This is a genomic window from Agrobacterium tumefaciens (assembly GCA_025560025.1).
Classification (GTDB): domain Bacteria; phylum Pseudomonadota; class Alphaproteobacteria; order Rhizobiales; family Rhizobiaceae; genus Agrobacterium.
Map to the genome: position 1 here is coordinate 2,471,253 of CP048485.1, position 17,429 is coordinate 2,488,681.

At 59.7% G+C, this 17,429-nt stretch carries 14 protein-coding genes; 9 read left to right on the forward strand and 5 right to left on the reverse strand.

Annotated features, from left to right (window positions below):
* Positions 1–191: 191 nt before the first annotated feature.
* Positions 192–1,370 (forward strand): amidohydrolase, encoded by a 1,179-nt coding sequence (locus tag FY152_11975; GenBank protein ID UXS32777.1) that lies wholly within the window; start codon positions 192–194, stop codon positions 1,368–1,370.
* Positions 1,371–1,819: 449 nt separating this feature from the next.
* On the forward strand, positions 1,820–2,923 hold the full coding sequence (locus FY152_11980) for an NAD(P)/FAD-dependent oxidoreductase (GenBank protein UXS32778.1): 1,104 nt from the start codon (positions 1,820–1,822) through the stop codon (positions 2,921–2,923).
* A gap of 8 nt (positions 2,924–2,931) precedes the next feature.
* Here FY152_11980 and FY152_11985 read toward each other — a convergent pair whose 3' ends face one another.
* From FY152_11985 to FY152_12000, 4 genes are all read right to left on the reverse strand, one after another.
* Entirely contained in the window at positions 2,932–3,906 is a 975-nt protein-coding gene (locus FY152_11985) for a threonine/serine dehydratase (GenBank protein UXS32779.1), read from the reverse strand.
* A gap of 112 nt (positions 3,907–4,018) precedes the next feature.
* Positions 4,019–5,803, reverse strand: a complete 1,785-nt coding sequence (locus tag FY152_11990) for a dihydroxy-acid dehydratase family protein (GenBank protein UXS32780.1) — start codon at positions 5,801–5,803, stop codon at positions 4,019–4,021.
* A 9-nt stretch (positions 5,804–5,812) separates the two neighbouring features.
* Positions 5,813–6,715: an NAD(P)-dependent oxidoreductase gene (locus FY152_11995; protein ID UXS32781.1), complete on the reverse strand. Its 903-nt coding sequence runs from the start codon at positions 6,713–6,715 to the stop codon at positions 5,813–5,815.
* Positions 6,712–7,698: an SDR family oxidoreductase gene (locus tag FY152_12000; protein UXS32782.1), complete on the reverse strand. Its 987-nt coding sequence runs from the start codon at positions 7,696–7,698 to the stop codon at positions 6,712–6,714. The genes FY152_11995 and FY152_12000 overlap by 4 nt, the downstream gene beginning before the upstream one ends.
* A gap of 198 nt (positions 7,699–7,896) precedes the next feature.
* Here FY152_12000 and FY152_12005 point away from each other — a divergent pair, with 198 nt between their 5' ends.
* From FY152_12005 to FY152_12030, 6 genes are all read left to right on the forward strand, one after another.
* Complete coding sequence (locus FY152_12005; protein ID UXS32783.1) at positions 7,897–9,342, forward strand: FAD-binding oxidoreductase; 1,446 nt, start codon at positions 7,897–7,899, stop codon at positions 9,340–9,342.
* 116 nt (positions 9,343–9,458) lie between these two features.
* Positions 9,459–10,175 carry a FadR family transcriptional regulator gene (locus tag FY152_12010; protein UXS32784.1) on the forward strand — a complete coding sequence of 239 codons (717 nt, stop codon included), beginning with the start codon at positions 9,459–9,461 and terminating at the stop codon, positions 10,173–10,175.
* 206 nt (positions 10,176–10,381) lie between these two features.
* A complete protein-coding gene (locus tag FY152_12015; protein UXS32785.1) occupies positions 10,382–11,542 on the forward strand; it encodes a fumarylacetoacetate hydrolase family protein in 1,161 nt (386 codons plus the stop codon).
* A gap of 21 nt (positions 11,543–11,563) precedes the next feature.
* Positions 11,564–12,094: a TRAP transporter small permease gene (locus FY152_12020; protein ID UXS32786.1), complete on the forward strand. Its 531-nt coding sequence runs from the start codon at positions 11,564–11,566 to the stop codon at positions 12,092–12,094.
* 4 nt (positions 12,095–12,098) lie between these two features.
* Complete coding sequence (locus tag FY152_12025) at positions 12,099–13,376, forward strand: TRAP transporter large permease subunit (GenBank protein UXS32787.1); 1,278 nt, start codon at positions 12,099–12,101, stop codon at positions 13,374–13,376.
* Between the two features lie 41 nt (positions 13,377–13,417).
* A complete protein-coding gene (locus FY152_12030; protein ID UXS32788.1) occupies positions 13,418–14,425 on the forward strand; it encodes a TRAP transporter substrate-binding protein in 1,008 nt (335 codons plus the stop codon).
* Between the two features lie 105 nt (positions 14,426–14,530).
* Here the strand turns inward: FY152_12030 and acs are convergent, their stop codons facing one another.
* Positions 14,531–16,483, reverse strand: coding sequence for an acetate--CoA ligase (gene acs / locus FY152_12035; protein ID UXS32789.1), 1,953 nt, complete (start codon positions 16,481–16,483; stop codon positions 14,531–14,533).
* 235 nt (positions 16,484–16,718) lie between these two features.
* Between acs and FY152_12040 the strand changes: the two genes are divergently transcribed.
* On the forward strand, positions 16,719–17,420 hold the full coding sequence (locus tag FY152_12040) for a DUF1013 domain-containing protein (GenBank protein UXS32790.1): 702 nt from the start codon (positions 16,719–16,721) through the stop codon (positions 17,418–17,420).
* Positions 17,421–17,429: the final 9 nt, after the last annotated feature.

A 17,429-nucleotide genomic window follows, 5' to 3' on the forward strand; every position in this document is an offset into this window, starting at 1 on the left:
GGCCCGCGCTACATCCGAAAGAAGCTAATGCCCCAGGACGTCAATAGTTCCATGCCACCTGTCGCGGCACGATGCAAGCGCTGAATTTCGGGGCATTTCCGGGCAGGCACGCCCCTTACGCATGGCTGCATATGCTGCTATGTCATTTACAAAAGACGCCGGAAAAAACGGCCGAACTCGGGACTTTAAAAATGACCAGACAGACCGCAAATCTCGCATCTTTTGCCAACCATATGCCGGATGTGGTGGCCATTCGCCGCCACCTGCACCGCAACCCCGAAATCGGCCTTTCGGAGTTCAAGACGTCGGATTTTATCGCCGAACAATTGGCGGGAATGGGCTATGAGGTCACGCGGGGGCTGGCCGGAACCGGTGTCGTCGCCACGCTCAGCAGTGGCGACAGTACCCGCACGCTCGGCATCCGCGCCGATATCGACGCCCTGCCGATCCATGAAGAAACCGGGGCGGATTATGCGAGCGCCAATCAAGGCGTGATGCATGCCTGCGGTCATGACGGCCACACCGCCATGCTGCTCGGTGCGGCGAAGATCATTGCGGAGCGCAAAAATTTCGACGGAACCCTGCATCTGATCTTCCAGCCGGCGGAAGAGAATTTCGGCGGCGCCCGCATCATGATCGAGGACGGCCTGTTCGAGCGTTTTCCCTGCGATGCGGTTTTTGCCCTTCATAACGATCCCGGCGTGCCCTTCGGGCAATTCGTGCTACGCGACGGGCCGATCCTTGCCGCCGTCGACGAATGCAAGATTACCGTCAACGGATATGGCGGCCACGGCGCCGAACCGCAGGATGCGGCCGACCCCATCGTTGCCGGCGCAAGCATCATCATGGCGCTGCAAACCGTGGTGTCGCGCAACATCCATCCGCAACTATCGGCGGTTGTCACCGTTGGCGCGTTCCATGCCGGTGCTGCCAGCAATGTCATTCCCGAAACGGCGGAAATGCTGCTGACCATCCGCTCCTTCGATCCGGGCGTGCGCGACGAGCTGGAAAAGCGCATCCGGGCGATAGCCGAAGGCCAGGCGGCCAGCTATGGCATGAGCGTCACCATCGATTACGAGCGCGGTTATAATGCAACCGTCAACCACAAGGCGGAAACGGATTATGTCGCCGATCTCGCCCGGCGTTTTGCCGGCCCTGAAAAGGTGGCCCAGATGCAGCGCCCATCAATGGGTGCGGAAGACTTCGCCTATATGCTGGAGAAACGGCCCGGCTGTTATTTCTTCCTCGGCACTGCGCGCACGGAGAATGACCCGCCGCTGCACCATCCGAAATTCGATTTCAACGACGATATCCTGCCGATCGGAACCGCGTTCTGGGTTGATCTGGCGGAAGATTACCTGAAGGCGTGAGCGGTCATGAAAAAGGCCGGTCGGAGGAGCGACCGGCCTTTTATTCTCAAATTACCTGATGAGAAATCGGGAGGATCAGGGAACGAGACCGAAGATGACGGCAGCGACAAAAGCCACGCAGACGCCGACAAGAGCCGCATGAACCGAATCTTTCCAGTTGCGCGGCGACTGGGGCTGCGAGACAAAGTCTTTTACTTTTCCTGCCTTGGAATAAGACATTGTACACTCCCTTCCTGCTCGGCCCTTCAAAGCGGGCATTGCTTATTTCACTTATAGAATAGCTTTATTCCCCACTGTTTCAGTAGAGATAAAATTCCATAAGATTGGCGCATCGGGAAAAATACCGATTGCAACTTGCCCACCGGCAAGCATCAATCTACCCATGGCTCGGGATTAACGCGGTGGAGGGCATTTCCGTTCAAAAACCAGTGGCGGGCACGGAAAAGACCATGACGGACATCGACGCCATCATCATCGGAGCCGGGGTGATAGGGCTCGCGACAGCGCGTGAACTGGCGATGCGTGGCCTTTCCGTCATCATCCTCGAAAGCGGGAAGGAATTCGGCTCTGCCACCTCCTCCCGCAACAGCGAAGTCATCCACGCCGGGCTTTATTATCCGTCCGGAAGCCTCAAGGCCCGACTTTGCGTGGAGGGCAAGGAGCGGCTCTATGCCTTCTGCCAAAGCCATGGCGTGGCACATCGCCGCTGCGGCAAGCTCATCGTCGCCACGAGCGATGAAGAGGTCGCCATGCTCGCCACCCTACGCGAAAAAGGCAAAGCTAACGGCTGCAACGACCTTGAGCTGATCGATGCGCGACAGGCGCGCCTGCTCGAACCCGCACTCGCCTGCGTCGCAGCCCTGATATCGCCCTCGACGGGCATCATCGACAGCCACGCCTATATGCTGGCGCTGCTTGGAGACGCGCAGGATCATGGCGCAGCCCTTGCCCTGAATGCACCCTTCGAAAAGGCAGAGGCGATGGGCGATGGTTTCCGTGTTTACGTCGGCGGAACAGAGCCCACCAGCCTGACATGCCGGCTGCTCGTCAATTCCGCCGGGCTTGTTGCACCCATGGTGGCGAGAAAGATCGAAGGATTGCCGGAGGATATGATTCCGCAGGCGCGTTTCGCCAAGGGCAGCTATTTTTCGCTGGCCGGCAAGTCGCCCTTTTCACGGCTGATCTACCCCGCGCCGAACACCCATGGCCTCGGCGTGCATCTCACGCTCGATCTCGCCGGCCAGGCCCGCTTCGGGCCGGATGTGGAGTGGGTGGACACCATCGATTATGCCGTCGATCCCCGCCGCATGGAGGGGTTTTGCGATGCGATCCGTCGTTATTGGCCGGGCCTTCCCGATAACGCGCTGATCCCGGCCTATTCCGGTATCCGGCCGAAGATTTCCGGCCCGGACGAACCGGCCATGGACTTCCGCATCGATGGGCCGGCAACGCATGGCCTTGCCGGCCTCGTCAATCTTTTCGGCATAGAAAGCCCCGGCCTCACCGCCTCGCTGGCGATTGCCGATGAGGTCGCTGCACGGCTAGACGCCTAACCTTGACCTCAGCCGAAACGGGACAGGGCGCCGGCCATGATCTCCAGATCGACATTGCCGCCGGAAGCGACTGCGATCACCGTTTCGCTTTCCAGTTCATCGCCGTGGAAGAGGGCCGCCGCCAGCGCCACCGCACCACCGGGTTCGACAACGATCTTCAGCCGGTTGAAGGCGAGAACCATAGCCCGCAGCGCTTCCTCCTCGGTCACGGCAATGCCTTTTCCGCAGAGCCCGGCCATGATGGGGAAAGTAATGTTGCCGGGCTGCGGCGTGACGATCGCGTCGCAGATCGAGCCCGAGGTCGTAGCGTTACGCTCGATCTTACCCGCAGCAAGGGAGCGCGCCACATCGTCGAACCGCTCCGGTTCCGACGTCCTGACCTTGTAGTCTGGCGCTTTTGCTGCGAGTGCCAGGGAGATGCCGGAGGTGAGGCCGCCGCCACCGCAGGGCACCAGAACCTCGGCCGCACCGATGCCCAGCTCCGCGCCCTGTTCGGCAATCTCCAGCCCCACTGTCCCCTGCCCGGCAATGACCAGCGGTTCGTCATAGGGCCTGATCAGCGTCAGCCCACGCTCGCGAGAAATGCGATCTCCGATAGCGTCGCGATCTTCGTTAGCACGGTCATAGAGCACCACCTCCGCACCAAAGGCCCGGGTATTGTCGATTTTGATCTTCGGCGCATCCGACGGCATGATGATGACGGCGGGAACATTGTGCAGCCGGGCGGCAAGCGCCACGCCCTGCGCATGGTTGCCGGAGGAGAAGGCGATCACGCCCTTGGCGCGCACCTCCGCCGGAAGGCCAGAGACGGCCGACCAGCCGCCGCGAAACTTGAAGGAACCCGTTCTCTGCAGGCATTCGGCCTTTATGAACAGCTTCCGCCCGGCAATCTCGTCCAGAAAAGGCGATGAGAGAAGCGGTGTGCGAACCGCATGGTTGCCGATGCGCCCACGCGCGGCTTCTATCATCGAAATATCTGTCATGTCCTGCCCCTGTGATGCGGATTTGCGGGTACATTAAGAGGTCGCAATCAATTGCGAAACCGCCCGGAAAAGAAAAATCCCCGGACGTGACCGGGGATTTTGTCCTATGTGATCAATGATTGTGCCGGGGCATCTTCTCGGCAATCCGGCGGAAATCCGCGGCCCCTTCCAGAACCGCGCCATCCGAAAGCTGGGTCACCGACTGGCGGTAGATGCGCTGCCATGGCGTCGCATCCGCAGGAACGGCAGGAATGCCATCGGCCTTGCGGGCGGCAAGCTCCTCATCCGGCACCAGCGCATTGCATTGCCCCCCATTGAAATCGATGCGGATCACATCGCCCGTGCGAAGCCATGCCAGTCCGCCGCCTGCGGCACTTTCCGGCGAGGCGTTGAGGATGGACGGGCTGTCCGCCGTTCCCGATTGCCGGCCGTCGCCGATCGTCGGCAGGCTGGTGATACCCTTTTTCAACAGCGCATCCGGCGGCTGCATGTTGACGACCTCAGCCGAACCCGGCCAGCCGAGCGGCCCCGCACCGCGAATGACGAGAATGGTGCGCTCATCAATATCGAGGGACGGATCGTTGATACGGGCGTGATAGTCTTCCGAACCATCAAACACCACGCATTTGCCCTCGAAAATCCCCTCACGGCCCGGCTCGCTCAGATAACGCTGGCGGAATTCCGCCGAGATCACGCTCGTCTTCATGATGGCGAAATCGAACAGATTGCCCTTGAGAACGAGGAAACCGGCCCGTTCCTTCAGTGGCTTATCGTAAGGCAGGATCACGTCGCGGTCGGTCGATTCCCGCCCTTCCAGATTATCCGCCATGGTCTTGCCGGTTACGGTGGGACAGCTTCCGTCGAGCTTGCCGGCCTTGAGAAGCTCCCACATGATGGCGGGCGTGCCGCCGGCGCGGTGATATTTCTCACCCAGCCATTTGCCGGCCGGCTGAACATTGGCGATGAGCGGAATGTCGTAACCGTGGACCTGCCAGTCTTCCTCGCGAAGCTCGACGCCCGCATGTTTGGCCATGGCTGCCAGATGCGGCTGGGCGTTGGTGGAACCGCCGATTGCCGAGTTGACGCGGATCGCGTTCAAAAACGCCTCTCGCGTCATGATGTCGGAAGGCTTGATATTTTCGACAACCAGCTCGACGGCGCGGCGGCCGGTGCGATAGGCCATCTGGCCGCGTTCACGGTAAGCGGCGGGAATGGCGCCGCAGCCGGTAAGCGACATGCCGAGCGCCTCCGCCATGGCGTTCATGGTAGAGGCCGTGCCCATGGTGTTGCAATGGCCGACCGACGGGGCTGATTCCAGCGCTGCCTGCAAGAATTCCTCACGGGTGATTTCGCCAGCGCCGTATTTGCGGCGCATGCGCCAGATGACCGTGCCGGAACCAACCAGATCGCCATCATGATAACCGTCGAGCATCGGCCCGCCGGATAGAACGATGGCCGGAATATCCACCGTGCTTGCCGCCATCAATGCCGAAGGCGTGGTCTTGTCGCAACCCGTGGTCAAAACGACACCATCAAGCGGATAACCGTAAAGCACTTCCACAAGGCTGAGATAGGCAAGATTGCGGTCAAGCGCCGCCGTCGGGCGCTTGCAGTTTTCAAACATCGGATGGGTCGGAAACTCGATGGGAATGCCACCCGCATCGCGGATGCCGTCCCGCACCCGCTTGACCAGTTCCACATGGACGCGGTTACAGGGCGTCAGGTCGCTGCCGCTCTGGGCAATGCCGATGACCGGCTTGCCGGAACGCAGCTCTTCCGGCGTCACGCCGTAATTCATGAAGCGCTCCAGATAGAGCGCCGTCATGTCGAGATGGTCGGGATTGTCGAACCAGTCCTGCGACCGCAGGCGGCGCATCGGTGTCTTCTCGTCGCTCATGAACCTGCCTCAGCCCTGTTCCCGGTTGTTCAGTTTTTCGAGGTAAAGCAGGATGCCGCTATGGTCGATATCGGCACCGCCATCACCGACGAAGTCATCGAATTCCCGCGTCACCTGCTGGGTAAGCGGCAGGTTGAGAGACAGATCCTTCGCCGTCGCCAGCACGCCATTCAGATCCTTGAGCTGGAACTTGGAGGGACCGCCAGGCACGAAATTGCGCTTCACCATGCGGTCGCCATGCAGTTCCAGAATCCGGCTTTCAGCAAAACCGCCGCGTATGGCGTTGCGGAACCCTTCACGCGATGCGCCGCCCGCTTCCACCAGCATCATCGCCTCGGCAACCGCGCCGATGGTGATGGCGACGATCTGCTGGTTTGCGAGCTTGCAGAGCTGGCCAGCGCCAGAGGGACCGACATAGGTGAGGCGACCCATCGGCGCGAAAACATCCGCAAGACCCGCGATCAGCGCCTCATCGCCACCCGCCATGATCGCAAGCGTACCGGCGGTCGCGCCCGGCACACCGCCGGAAACCGGCGCGTCGACATGATGAATGCCCATCGACTCAAGCCGGGAGGAGTGTTCACGCGCAATCGGTGGCGCAATCGAACTGCTGTCAATAACGATCGCGCCCTTTTTCAGCGCTTCGGCCACGCCGGCCGCAAACAGCACCTCGCCCACAGCCTTGCCGTCGCTCAGCATGGTGATGACGATATCGGCGCCCTTGGCGGCATCCGCCGGCGATGCCGCGACGACCGCGCCATCGGCAACCAGTGCCTCGGCCTTATCGACGCTGCGGTTCCAGACGGTGACCGAAAAGCCGGCGCCGAGCAGGCGCCGGGCCATCGGCCCGCCCATCAGGCCCGTGCCGATAAAGGCGACGGACCGCTTCTTCTCCTCCCCACTGATCCTCATTTCAGTGAACCTCCCAGTTCGTCCTCGATATGAACCTGAATGATCTCTTCGAACGAGCTTTCAGCCGTAAAGCCGAGTTCGCGGGCGCGCTTGGCTTCGAAACCGGGGGCCCAGCCTTCGCACATGCGCATGATCATCTCGTTCGGCTCGCGGCGAATGAGGGCGACGGCCTTTTCGCCAGCGACCTTGCGCAGCGCTTCGATCTGTTCGCCAACGGTGGCGCTGAGGCCCGGCATCGACAGGTTGCGGCGCGGGCCGACCTTTTCGACGTCAATCGTTGCGCCATGGATCAGGAAGCCAACGGCGGAACGTGGCGAAGCGTGCCAGTGGCGAATGCTTTCCGGCACCGGCAGAACCGCTTCCTGGCCGACCAGCGGCTCGCGCAGGATATTGGAGAAGAAGCCGGAGGCGGCCGCATTCGGCTTGCCGGGACGAATGCAGATGGTCGGCAGACGAATGCCGATGCCGTCAAAGAAACCGCGACGGCTGTAGTCGGACAGCAGCAATTCGCAGATCGCCTTCTGCGTACCATAGCTGGTCAGCGGCGTGGTGTGGAACTCGTCCGGGATCGGATAGGGAAGCGGCGCACCGAAGACGGCGATAGACGAGGTGAAGACCACGCGCGGCTTGTAACCATCCTTGCCATTGGCAATGCGGATGGCATCGAAGAGATAACGCGTACCGTCGAGATTGATGCGGTAGCCCTTGTCAAAATCGAGTTCGGCTTCACCGGAGACGATGGCAGCGAGGTGAAAAATGGCATCGGGACGGGCTTCAACCAGCTTTTCAGCCTCACCCGGCGCGGAGAGATCGGCGGCACGCGCATCGACTGTACCGGAAAAACCGGCCGGCGCTTCGGGCTGGAACACGTCGATAAGCGTGAACTTGTCGATCGGCTTGCCGCCAAGCGATCCATCCTTGACGAGACGCTGCGTCAGCTTGCGGCCAACCATGCCTGCGGCGCCGATGATTGCGATATGCATGTCTTCCTCCTCTTTGTCCCGGCCATTCTCCCGGGACCGAAAAAACATCATCGGCCAGTCGCCGATAAATTAGCTTGTAAGGTTGTCTGATAACCTTATATGATCGGATTGAAAATAGTATTTTTTCACAAACGGGCAAAAGCAAGGGCGAAAGAGCCCTGTCCGGAAATTTAGGGCGGATTGGACGGAGAGGGTGGAATGACGATCGTGAGCGAAACCGATATCGAGGAATTGCGGTTCTCGTTGAAGAACAGGCTCGGCGAGGCTTTGCTGCTGACATCGCAGGAAGACATGCTGCGCTATTGCCGCGACTGGCACGGCGATGTCACCAGTTCGGCCGTGGCCGTTATCCGCCCCCGTTCTACCAAGGAAGTCTCCGACACTGTTCGCGCCTGCGCGGAACTCGGCCTTGCCATCATCCCCCAGGGCGGCAACACCGGACTGGTGCTCGGTGGCATTCCCGATGCCCCCAAACATCAGGTCGTATTGAGCCTCGAGCGCATGAACGCCATCCGCACCATCGATAGCGACGATTTTTCCGCCGTCGTGGAAGCCGGTTGCATTCTCTCGGAATTCAAGGATGCGGTTCAGGACAAAGGCATGTTCTTCCCGCTGTCGCTCGGTGCACAGGGCAGCTGCCGCATCGGCGGCAACGTCTCCACCAATGCCGGCGGCATCAATGTCCTGCGCTACGGCATGACCCGCGAACTGGTGCTGGGTCTGGAAGTGGTCCTGCCTGATGGCACCATCTGGAACGGGCTGTCGACACTGCGCAAGGACAATCGCGGCATCGATCTGAAGCAGCTCTTCATCGGCGCTGAAGGAACGCTCGGCATCGTCACCGCCGTTGCCGTCAAGCTTTATCCCAATCCCGAACATGTCGAGACGGCGCTGCTCGGCCTCAATTCGCTTGACGATGCCATCAAGCTTTACCGACGCGCCCGACGCGAATGCTGCGATCTCATGTCCGCCTTCGAATTCATGCCGCCCGTCGCCTTCACGCTGGCGATCGAAGCCATACCCGACCTCAAGATGCCGATCGCCGGCGATTACCCTGCCTATGTGCTGATGGAAATTTCCGGCTCGGGTCTGGTCGATACCGCCGACCTGATGGGACGCTTCCTCGAGGGTGTAATGGAAGACGGCCTGGTGCTGGACGGCGTCATCGCCTCCTCGCGGGCACAGGCGCAATCGCTGTGGCTTTTCCGTGAGGGCATGAACGAAGGCCAGGCGCTGCGCGGCAGCCATATGCGCACCGATATTTCGGTGCCGCTGTCCAAGCTCGCGGCTTTCGTGGCCGAAGCGGAAGCGGAACTGGCGGAAAAGCTGCCGGAGTGCCTCGCGGTTTCTTACGGCCATGTTGGAGACGGCAACGTCCACCTCAACGTGCTGCCGCCCGACGGCTCGACGCCGGAAGAGCGCGACGCCTTCATCTACAAGTCCAAGACACTCGTTAACGAGGTGCTCGACCGCTACGTCGGCAGCATCAGCGCCGAACACGGTATCGGCCGTCTGAAGCGCTCCGATTTCGAAAGCCGGCTATCTGATGTGCAGCGCCGGATGATCACGGGCCTGAAAAACGCCTTCGACCCCGATTTGCGAATGAATCCAGGTTGCCAGATAAGCCTGCAACCGGATAGCTAATCAAGAAAAGGCAAAGGCGGCCAAGCTGCCGCCTTTGAAAAACCTGCTGGCAGCGGAGGAGGAAGCTGCTGCCACGGGGAAAACGAACCAATCGTTTCTGTGGAACGGGAGCAACCATGACGCTGGAGTTCAATCAGATACATCGCAACGACCATCTTCCCGGCCGGATCGCCGCGGAGATCGCCCGCGAGATCAATGATTCGAAACTCGGGCCGGGCGACAGGTTGCCGACGGAACATGTTCTGGCGAAAACCTTCGGCGTCAGCCGCTCGGTCATCCGCGAGGCGATCGCGCAATTGCGCAATGAGGGTTTTGTCGAAACACGGCAGGGCGTGGGCGCATTCGTCACCGATCCCCGGCAGCGACTGTCCATCCGCATCGAGCGCTCCCGCCTCAACGACCCGGAAAATTTCCGCGATCTATTCCAGCTTCGTATGCCGCTGGAAATCGAGGCGGCGGGTCTGGCAGCACTGCACCGCACGCCACAACAATTGACGCGGCTCGCTGCGGCGCTGGAAAAGATGAAGACCGCCGACGACTGGGCGACAGAGGGCGTTGCGGCCGATCTCGACTTCCACCGCATTCTGGCGGAAGCGACGCAGAACGAATATTTTCTGATGTTCCTCGGCTTTATTGCGGAACGCATCAGCTCCGCCATCAACATCGCTTTCTCCCGGGCTGTTTTTGGTGAAATTCTCGAGGTGACGATCGCCGAACATGTCGCCATCTACGAAGCTGTCGAAAGCGCCGATGCGACTGCGGCCAAGAATGCCATGCGCAAGCACCTGATGGGTGCGGCAAGCCGGGTCAACCTCGAACTGGATATATTCTGAGGATAGAATAAAGGCCTCAACCGCAAAGCTATAGGACAGGTTTCACAGCTTTCCGGTAGTCCAGAGGCGAAACACGATAATTTTGTCCGCGACACCGCTAGACTCGTCAGAAAAGTCATACTAAGAAGAATGGGATTTGGTTGTCAGACATCCAGACAATAAGACCGCAGGAGGCGGATTGTCTGGAGACTGAAGGGGAGGACTACATGGCCGGTACAAGGTCCATCGACGCTGCCGCAATTTTGCCTGAAGATTTCGAGAACGCGCTGCTCGTTGGCCGCGTCTGGTCGAAAAGCGAAGGTGGCCCCTGCCCGGTCCTGCTCAAGGGCGGCGTCCTTTACGATCTCACCTCCGTCTCGCCCACCATGTCGGAGCTGCTGGAAAAGACGGATCTGGTTGAGCGGCTTGCCGACACCGGCACTTTTGTCGCCTTGGGCGCACTGGAAGCATTTCTGGACGGTTCCGCAGGCGAACTTCTTGCCCCCAATGATATTCAGGCCGTCAAGGCCGCAGGCGTCACCTTCGCCGACAGCATGCTGGAGCGTGTGATCGAAGAACAGGCCAAGGGTGACCCGCTTCGCGCGCAGGAAATCCGCGGGAGGCTGGCGCCGGTTCTCGGCGACAATCTCAAGGGACTTGAAGCTGGCTCCGAAAAAGCGGCCGAAGTGAAGAAACTGCTCCAGGAAATGGGCCTCTGGTCGCAATATCTGGAAGTGGGCATTGGCCCGGATGCGGAAATTTTCTCCAAGGCGCAGGCCATGGCTTCCGTCGGCTGCGGCGCGCTGATCGGCGTTCACCCGAAATCGCAATGGAACAACCCGGAACCGGAAGTGGTGCTGGCCATCGCTTCCGATGGTCGCATCGTCGGCGCGACACTTGGCAACGATGTTAATCTGCGCGATTTCGAAGGCCGTTCCGCCCTGCTTCTCAGCAAGGCAAAGGACAATAACGCTTCCTGCGCGATTGGTCCTTTCATCCGCCTGTTTGACGGCAACTTCACCATCGAAGACGTGAAGAAGTCGCAGATATCACTTCTGGTCGAAGGCGAAGACGGCTTCACCATGACGGGCGTCAGCCCCATGGAAGCGATCAGCCGCACACCGGAAAACCTCGCTTCGCAGCTCTTGAACCGCAACCACCAATATCCTGACGGCGCCGTCTTTTTCCTTGGCACGATGTTCGCGCCGGTGAAGGATCGCCATGGCCCAGGCCTCGGCTTCACCCATTCAAAGGGTGACCGTGTCGAAATCTCCACGCCCAAGCTCGGTAAGCTGATCAACTGGGTCACCACGACCGACGAATGCCCGGAATGGACATTCGGCACCGCGGCCCTGATGCGCAACCTGGCGAAACGAGGGCTGCTCTAGATATTTCTTCGGGAGGGGAAAATGCAAAAGACCATCAATCTCTTTTACCGGATTCTCGAAATCATTCTCGTCCTGCTGCTCGCCGGCATGTCGATCATGGTCTTCGTCAACGTCGTCATGCGTTATACGATGAATTCCGGCATCAACATCTCGGAAGAACTGTCGCGATATTTCTTCGTGTGGCTGACCTTCATCGGCGCCGTGCTTACCTTCCGCGAAAACAGCCATATGGGCATCGAAACGCTCGTGATGTTCCTGTCGCGCCGCGCCCGCGTCGTCTGCATGATCGTGTCGAACATCATCATTCTGGCCTGTTCCGCCATCTTCTTCTGGGGCACCTGGAAACAGTCCGGCATCAATGCCAGCATGCACGCTCCCGTCACCAAGCTGTCGATGATCTGGGTCTATGGCATCGGCATGTTCACCGGCGGCCTGATGTTCATCATCGCACTGGAGCGCCTGTACCGTTATGTGACGGGCCGCGTGACAGAAGACGAAATCGCCCAGTTCGCGGGCGAGAATCTGACGATCGAACAGCTTTCGGAGCGCTGATACCATGACACTTCTCGTTTTTGTCGGCTCTCTGCTGGGAGCCATGGCTATTGGCGTTCCCGTCGCTTTCTCGCTGATGTTCTGCGGCGTCGTGCTCATGTGGTACATGGGCATGTTCAACACCGCGATCATCGCCCAGAACATGATCTCGGGCGCAGACACCTTCACGCTGCTTGCCATCCCCTTCTTCATCTTGGCCGGCGAACTGATGAATTCCGGCGGCCTTTCCCGCCGCATCATCGACTTTGCGATCGCGCTTGTCGGTCACATCCGTGGTGGTCTCGGCATCGTGGCCATCGTGGCGGCCATCATCATGGCCAGCATCTCCGGCTCGGCCGCAGCCGATACCGCAGCCCTTGCCGCAATCCTTATCCCGATGATGGCGAAGGCCGGTTACAACATTCCGCGCTCGGGTGGCCTCATCGCCGCAGGCGGTATCATCGCCCCGGTCATTCCGCCGTCCATGGCCTTCATCGTTTTCGGTGTTGCCGCCAACGTCTCGATCACCCAGCTTTTCCTTGCGGGTATCGTTCCCGGCATTCTCATGGGCATTTCGCTGATCGTCGCCTGGCTGATCGTGGTCCGCAAGGATAACGTCCAGCCGCTGCCGAAGACCTCCGCCAAGGAACGTCTGACCGCCACGGCTCGCGCCGGCTGGGCGCTCGGCATGCCTGTCATCATTCTCGGCGGCATCAAAGCAGGCATCATGACGCCGACGGAAGCTGCCGTCGTTGCGGCTGTCTACGCGCTTTTCGTCGGTATGGTGATCTATCGCGAACTGAAGCCGGCGGATCTGTTCCACGTGCTTCTGCGCGCCGCCAAGAGCACGTCCATCATCATGTTCCTGGTTTGCGCGGCACTCGTCTCCGCATGGCTTATCACGGCAGCGAACATTCCGAACGAAGTCGCAGGCTATATCGAGCCGCTGATCGACCGCCCGATGCTTCTGATGGCCGCAATGATGGTACTGGTCTTCATTGTCGGAACGGCACTCGACCTGACGCCGACCATCCTGATCCTGACGCCTGTTCTGATGCCTATCGTCAAACAGGCGGGCATTGATCCGGTCTATTTCGGTGTTCTCTTCATCATCAACAACGCCATCGGCCTGATTACGCCTCCGGTCGGCGTCGTGCTGAACGTCGTCAGCGGTGTCGGCCGCATTCCACTCGGCAAGGTCACGATCGGTGTCTGGCCGTTCCTCGTCGCCGAAACCATCGTCCTGGCGCTGCTGGTGATTTTCCCGGACATCGTCCTCGTACCGCTGCAGTATCTCCGTTAATCCGCAACCTGTTTCTCGAACATAATCCAAGGGAGGATATTATGAGAAAGCTTCTTCTGACTACCACGGCCATCGCTTTCGCCGTTGGCGCCGCAGCTCCGGCAATGGCCGAATTCAACAGCCGTAACATCCGTGTTTCGAACGGCATCAACCAGGATCACCCCGTCGGCAACGGCATCAAGGCCATGCAGGCCTGCCTCGACGACAAGTCGGGCGGCAAGCTGAAGCTGACGGCATTCTGGGGCGGCGCTCTCGGCGGTGACCTTCAGGCAACGCAGGCCCTGCGCTCCGGCGTTCAGGAAGCCGTTGTGACATCGTCCTCGCCGCTCGTTGGCCTCATCCCGTCGCTCGGCGTCTTCGACCTGCCGTTCCTCTTTGCAAACGACAAGGAAGCCGATGCCGTCATGGACGGCGCCTTCGGCGACATGATGAACAAGAAGCTGGAAGAGCAGGGTCTCGTGAACCTCGCTTACTGGGAAAACGGCTTCCGCAATCTCTCGAACTCCAAGCATGCCGTTACGAAGTGGGAAGACTTCTCCGGCCTCAAGGTTCGCGTGATGCAGAACAACATCTTCCTCGACACCTTCCAGAACCTCGGCGCCAATGCAACGCCGATGGCTTTCGGCGAAGTCTTCTCCGCGCTTGAAACCAACGCGATCGACGCACAGGAAAACCCCTATGTAACGATCGACACCTCCAAGTTCTACGAGGTGCAGAAGTACATCACCGAGACGAATCACGCTTACACGCCGTTCCTCTTCCTCTTCTCCAAGCCGATCTTCGACAGCTACACGCCCGAAGAACAGACGGCCCTGCGTGAATGCGCAGTCGTCGGCCGCGACGAAGAGCGCAAGGTCATCCGCGACCTGAACCAGAAGTCGCTGGAAAAGATCAAGGCTGCCGGTCTCGAAGTGAACGCTCTGTCTGCGGAAGAGCAGACCCGCATTCGCGAAAAGTCGATGGTCGTCTACGAAAAGCACAAGGCTGAAATCGGTGCCGACGTCGTTGACGCCGTTCTGGCGGACCTGAAGAAGATCCGCGGCCAGTAAGCCCATCAGGTTGAAACGAAAAACACCCGGAGGTTCCGCCTCCGGGTGTTTTTGTTTGTAAAAATAGCTGACAGAAAAGGCCGCCGAAGCAGCCTTTTCAAAAGATCACGCCGTGCGGTTCTGCCGGTTGGCGATCAAATCTTCGACAACCGCCGGATCGGCGAGCGTCGATGTATCCCCCAGCGCACCGAAATCGTCCTCGGCGATTTTCCGCAGGATACGCCGCATGATCTTGCCCGAACGGGTCTTCGGCAGGCCCGGCGCGAACTGGATCTTGTCAGGCGTAGCAACGGGCCCGATCTCGTTGCGGACGTGCTTTATCAGCTCCTCCCGCAGCGCATAGTCACCATTCTGACCCGCCATCAGCGTGACATAACAATAAATGCCCTGCCCCTTGATGGGATGCGGATAACCGACCACTGCCGCTTCCGAAACCTGGTGATGCGACACCAGCGCCGATTCCACCTCGGCCGTGCCGAGGCGATGGCCGGAAACGTTCAGGACATCATCGACGCGGCCGGTGATCCAGTAATAGCCGTCCTCATCGCGCCGGCAGCCGTCACCGGTGAAGTACTTGCCCTTATAGGTCGAGAAATAGGTATCGATAAAACGCTGGTGATCGCCATAGACGGACCGCGACTGGCCCGGCCAGCTGTCGATGATGCAGAGATTACCATCGGCCGGCCCCTCCAGCACCTTGCCTTCGGCATCGACCAGCTGCGGCTGCACGCCGAAGAACGGCCTTGTCGCCGAACCCGGCTTCAAATCGGTCGCGCCCGGTAGCGGCGAGATGAGAATGCCGCCGGTTTCCGTCTGCCACCAGGTGTCGACGATGGGGCTCTTGTCCTCACCGACCACATGGTAATACCACTCCCAGGCTTCCGGATTGATCGGCTCGCCAACCGTGCCGAGAAGCCTGATGCTGGAGCGCGAGGAGCGCTGGACGAACTGGTCTCCGGCCCCCATCAGCGATCTGAGCGCCGTCGGTGCGGTATAGAAGATATTGACCTTGTGCTTGTCGATGACTTCCCAGAAACGACCCTGGTCCGGGAAGTTGGGAACGCCTTCGAACATCAGCGTCGTCGCGCAGTTCGCAAGCGGCCCGTAGACGATGTAGGAATGGCCCGTGACCCAGCCGACATCAGCGGTACACCAATAGACCTCACCGTCCTTGTAGTCGAAGACATATTCATGCGTCATCGACGTATAAACGAGATAGCCGCCCGTGGTGTGCAGCACGCCCTTCGGCTTGCCGGTGGAGCCTGACGTGTAAAGAATGAAAAGCGGATCTTCCGCCCGCATCTTCACCGGCGGGCAATCCGGCTTCACGGTAGCGATTTCCTGATGGTACCAGATGTCGCGGCCCGGCGCCCAGCCGGTCTTGCCGCCGGTGCGGCGCACGACCAGAACCTTGTTGACGATGACATATTGCTTGGCGGCAATATCGATCGCCTTGTCGGTGTTTTCCTTGAGCGGGATCGGTTTACCGCCGCGTACGCCCTCATCGCAGGTGATGACGAAAGTGGACTGGCAGTCGACGATACGGCCCGCCAACGCTTCCGGTGAGAACCCGCCGAACACGACGGAGTGAATGGCGCCGATACGGGCGCAGGCGAGCATGGCATAGGCCGCCTCGGGTATCATCGGCATGTAGATGGTGACGCGGTCGCCCTTCTTCACGCCATGCTTCTTCAGCACGTTCGCCAGGCGGCAGACATAGTCATAGAGTTGGTTATAGGTGATCTTCTTGTCGATATAGGGATTGTCGCCTTCCCAGATGATCGCCGTGCGCTCACCATGGGTCTTCAGATGCCGGTCGATACAGTTATAGGAGACGTTGGTCAGGCCGTCCTCGAACCACTTGATCGGCACCCTTCCCTTGAAGGAGGTGTTCTTGACCTTGGTATAGGGTTTGAACCAGTCGATCCGCCGGCCGTGCTTGTCCCAGAACTTTTCGGGATCCTCGACGCTCTCCTGATACCATTTCTGGTAACGCTCATTGTCGATGAGCGTGCGGGCTTTTGCCGATTTGAGCACCGGATAAATCTTGGCAGACATAAACTCCTCCTGAAACCATAAATGTCTTGTTCTAAACGGGCGCCTTGAGACTCCCACCTCAGGCATGTGGTGAATTCATAGCAGGTCGATCACGCACGGCAATTAGACAAAGGCATTTGTTTTGCAAAGAATTGCAATTATGATGCAATCCGGTTATAGAGCGCCAATATCCCGGAAATCAGTGGTTGATACCACGCCCGCGACACCGGCGCGGACGGACAGAAGGACTGTATCTATGGCTCAACAATTGCTCATGCCAAAGGCTACGGCTGTATGGCTGGTTGACAACACCGCGCTGTCGTTCGATCAGATCGCCACGTTCTGCAAACTGCATCCGCTTGAAGTCAAGGCGATTGCCGACGGTGAAGCCGCGCAGGGCATCAAGGGCCTCGACCCCATCGCGACCGGACAGCTTTCCCGCGACGAGATTGCCCGCGCTGAAGGCAATCCGAACCACAAGCTCAAGCTCTCCGAGCCGAAGGTCCGCGTGCCGGAATCCAAGCGCCGCGGCCCGCGCTACACGCCGGTTTCCAAGCGTCAGGATCGTCCGAACGCCATTCTCTGGCTGGTTCGCAACCATCCGGAACTGAAGGATGCACAGATTTCGCGCCTCGTCGGCACGACCAAATCCACCATCGAGCAGATCCGCGACCGCACCCACTGGAATTCCGCCAACCTGACGCCGATGGATCCGGTAACGCTCGGCCTCTGCAGCCAGATTGATCTCGACCTCGAAGTTGAACGCGCCTCTCGCGGCCGTCCGCTGCCGACCGCCGAAGAACTCGGCAACACGCTGCAGCCGGCAACGGCAACGGAAGGTCTGGACTACAGCTTCCAGCGCGAAGAAGAAGAACAGATCGATGCAGACGCGGTCTTCAAGAAGCTCTCTTCGCTGAAGTCGACACCGAAGGACGAAGACGAGGACGATCACTACTGATCGAAAGTC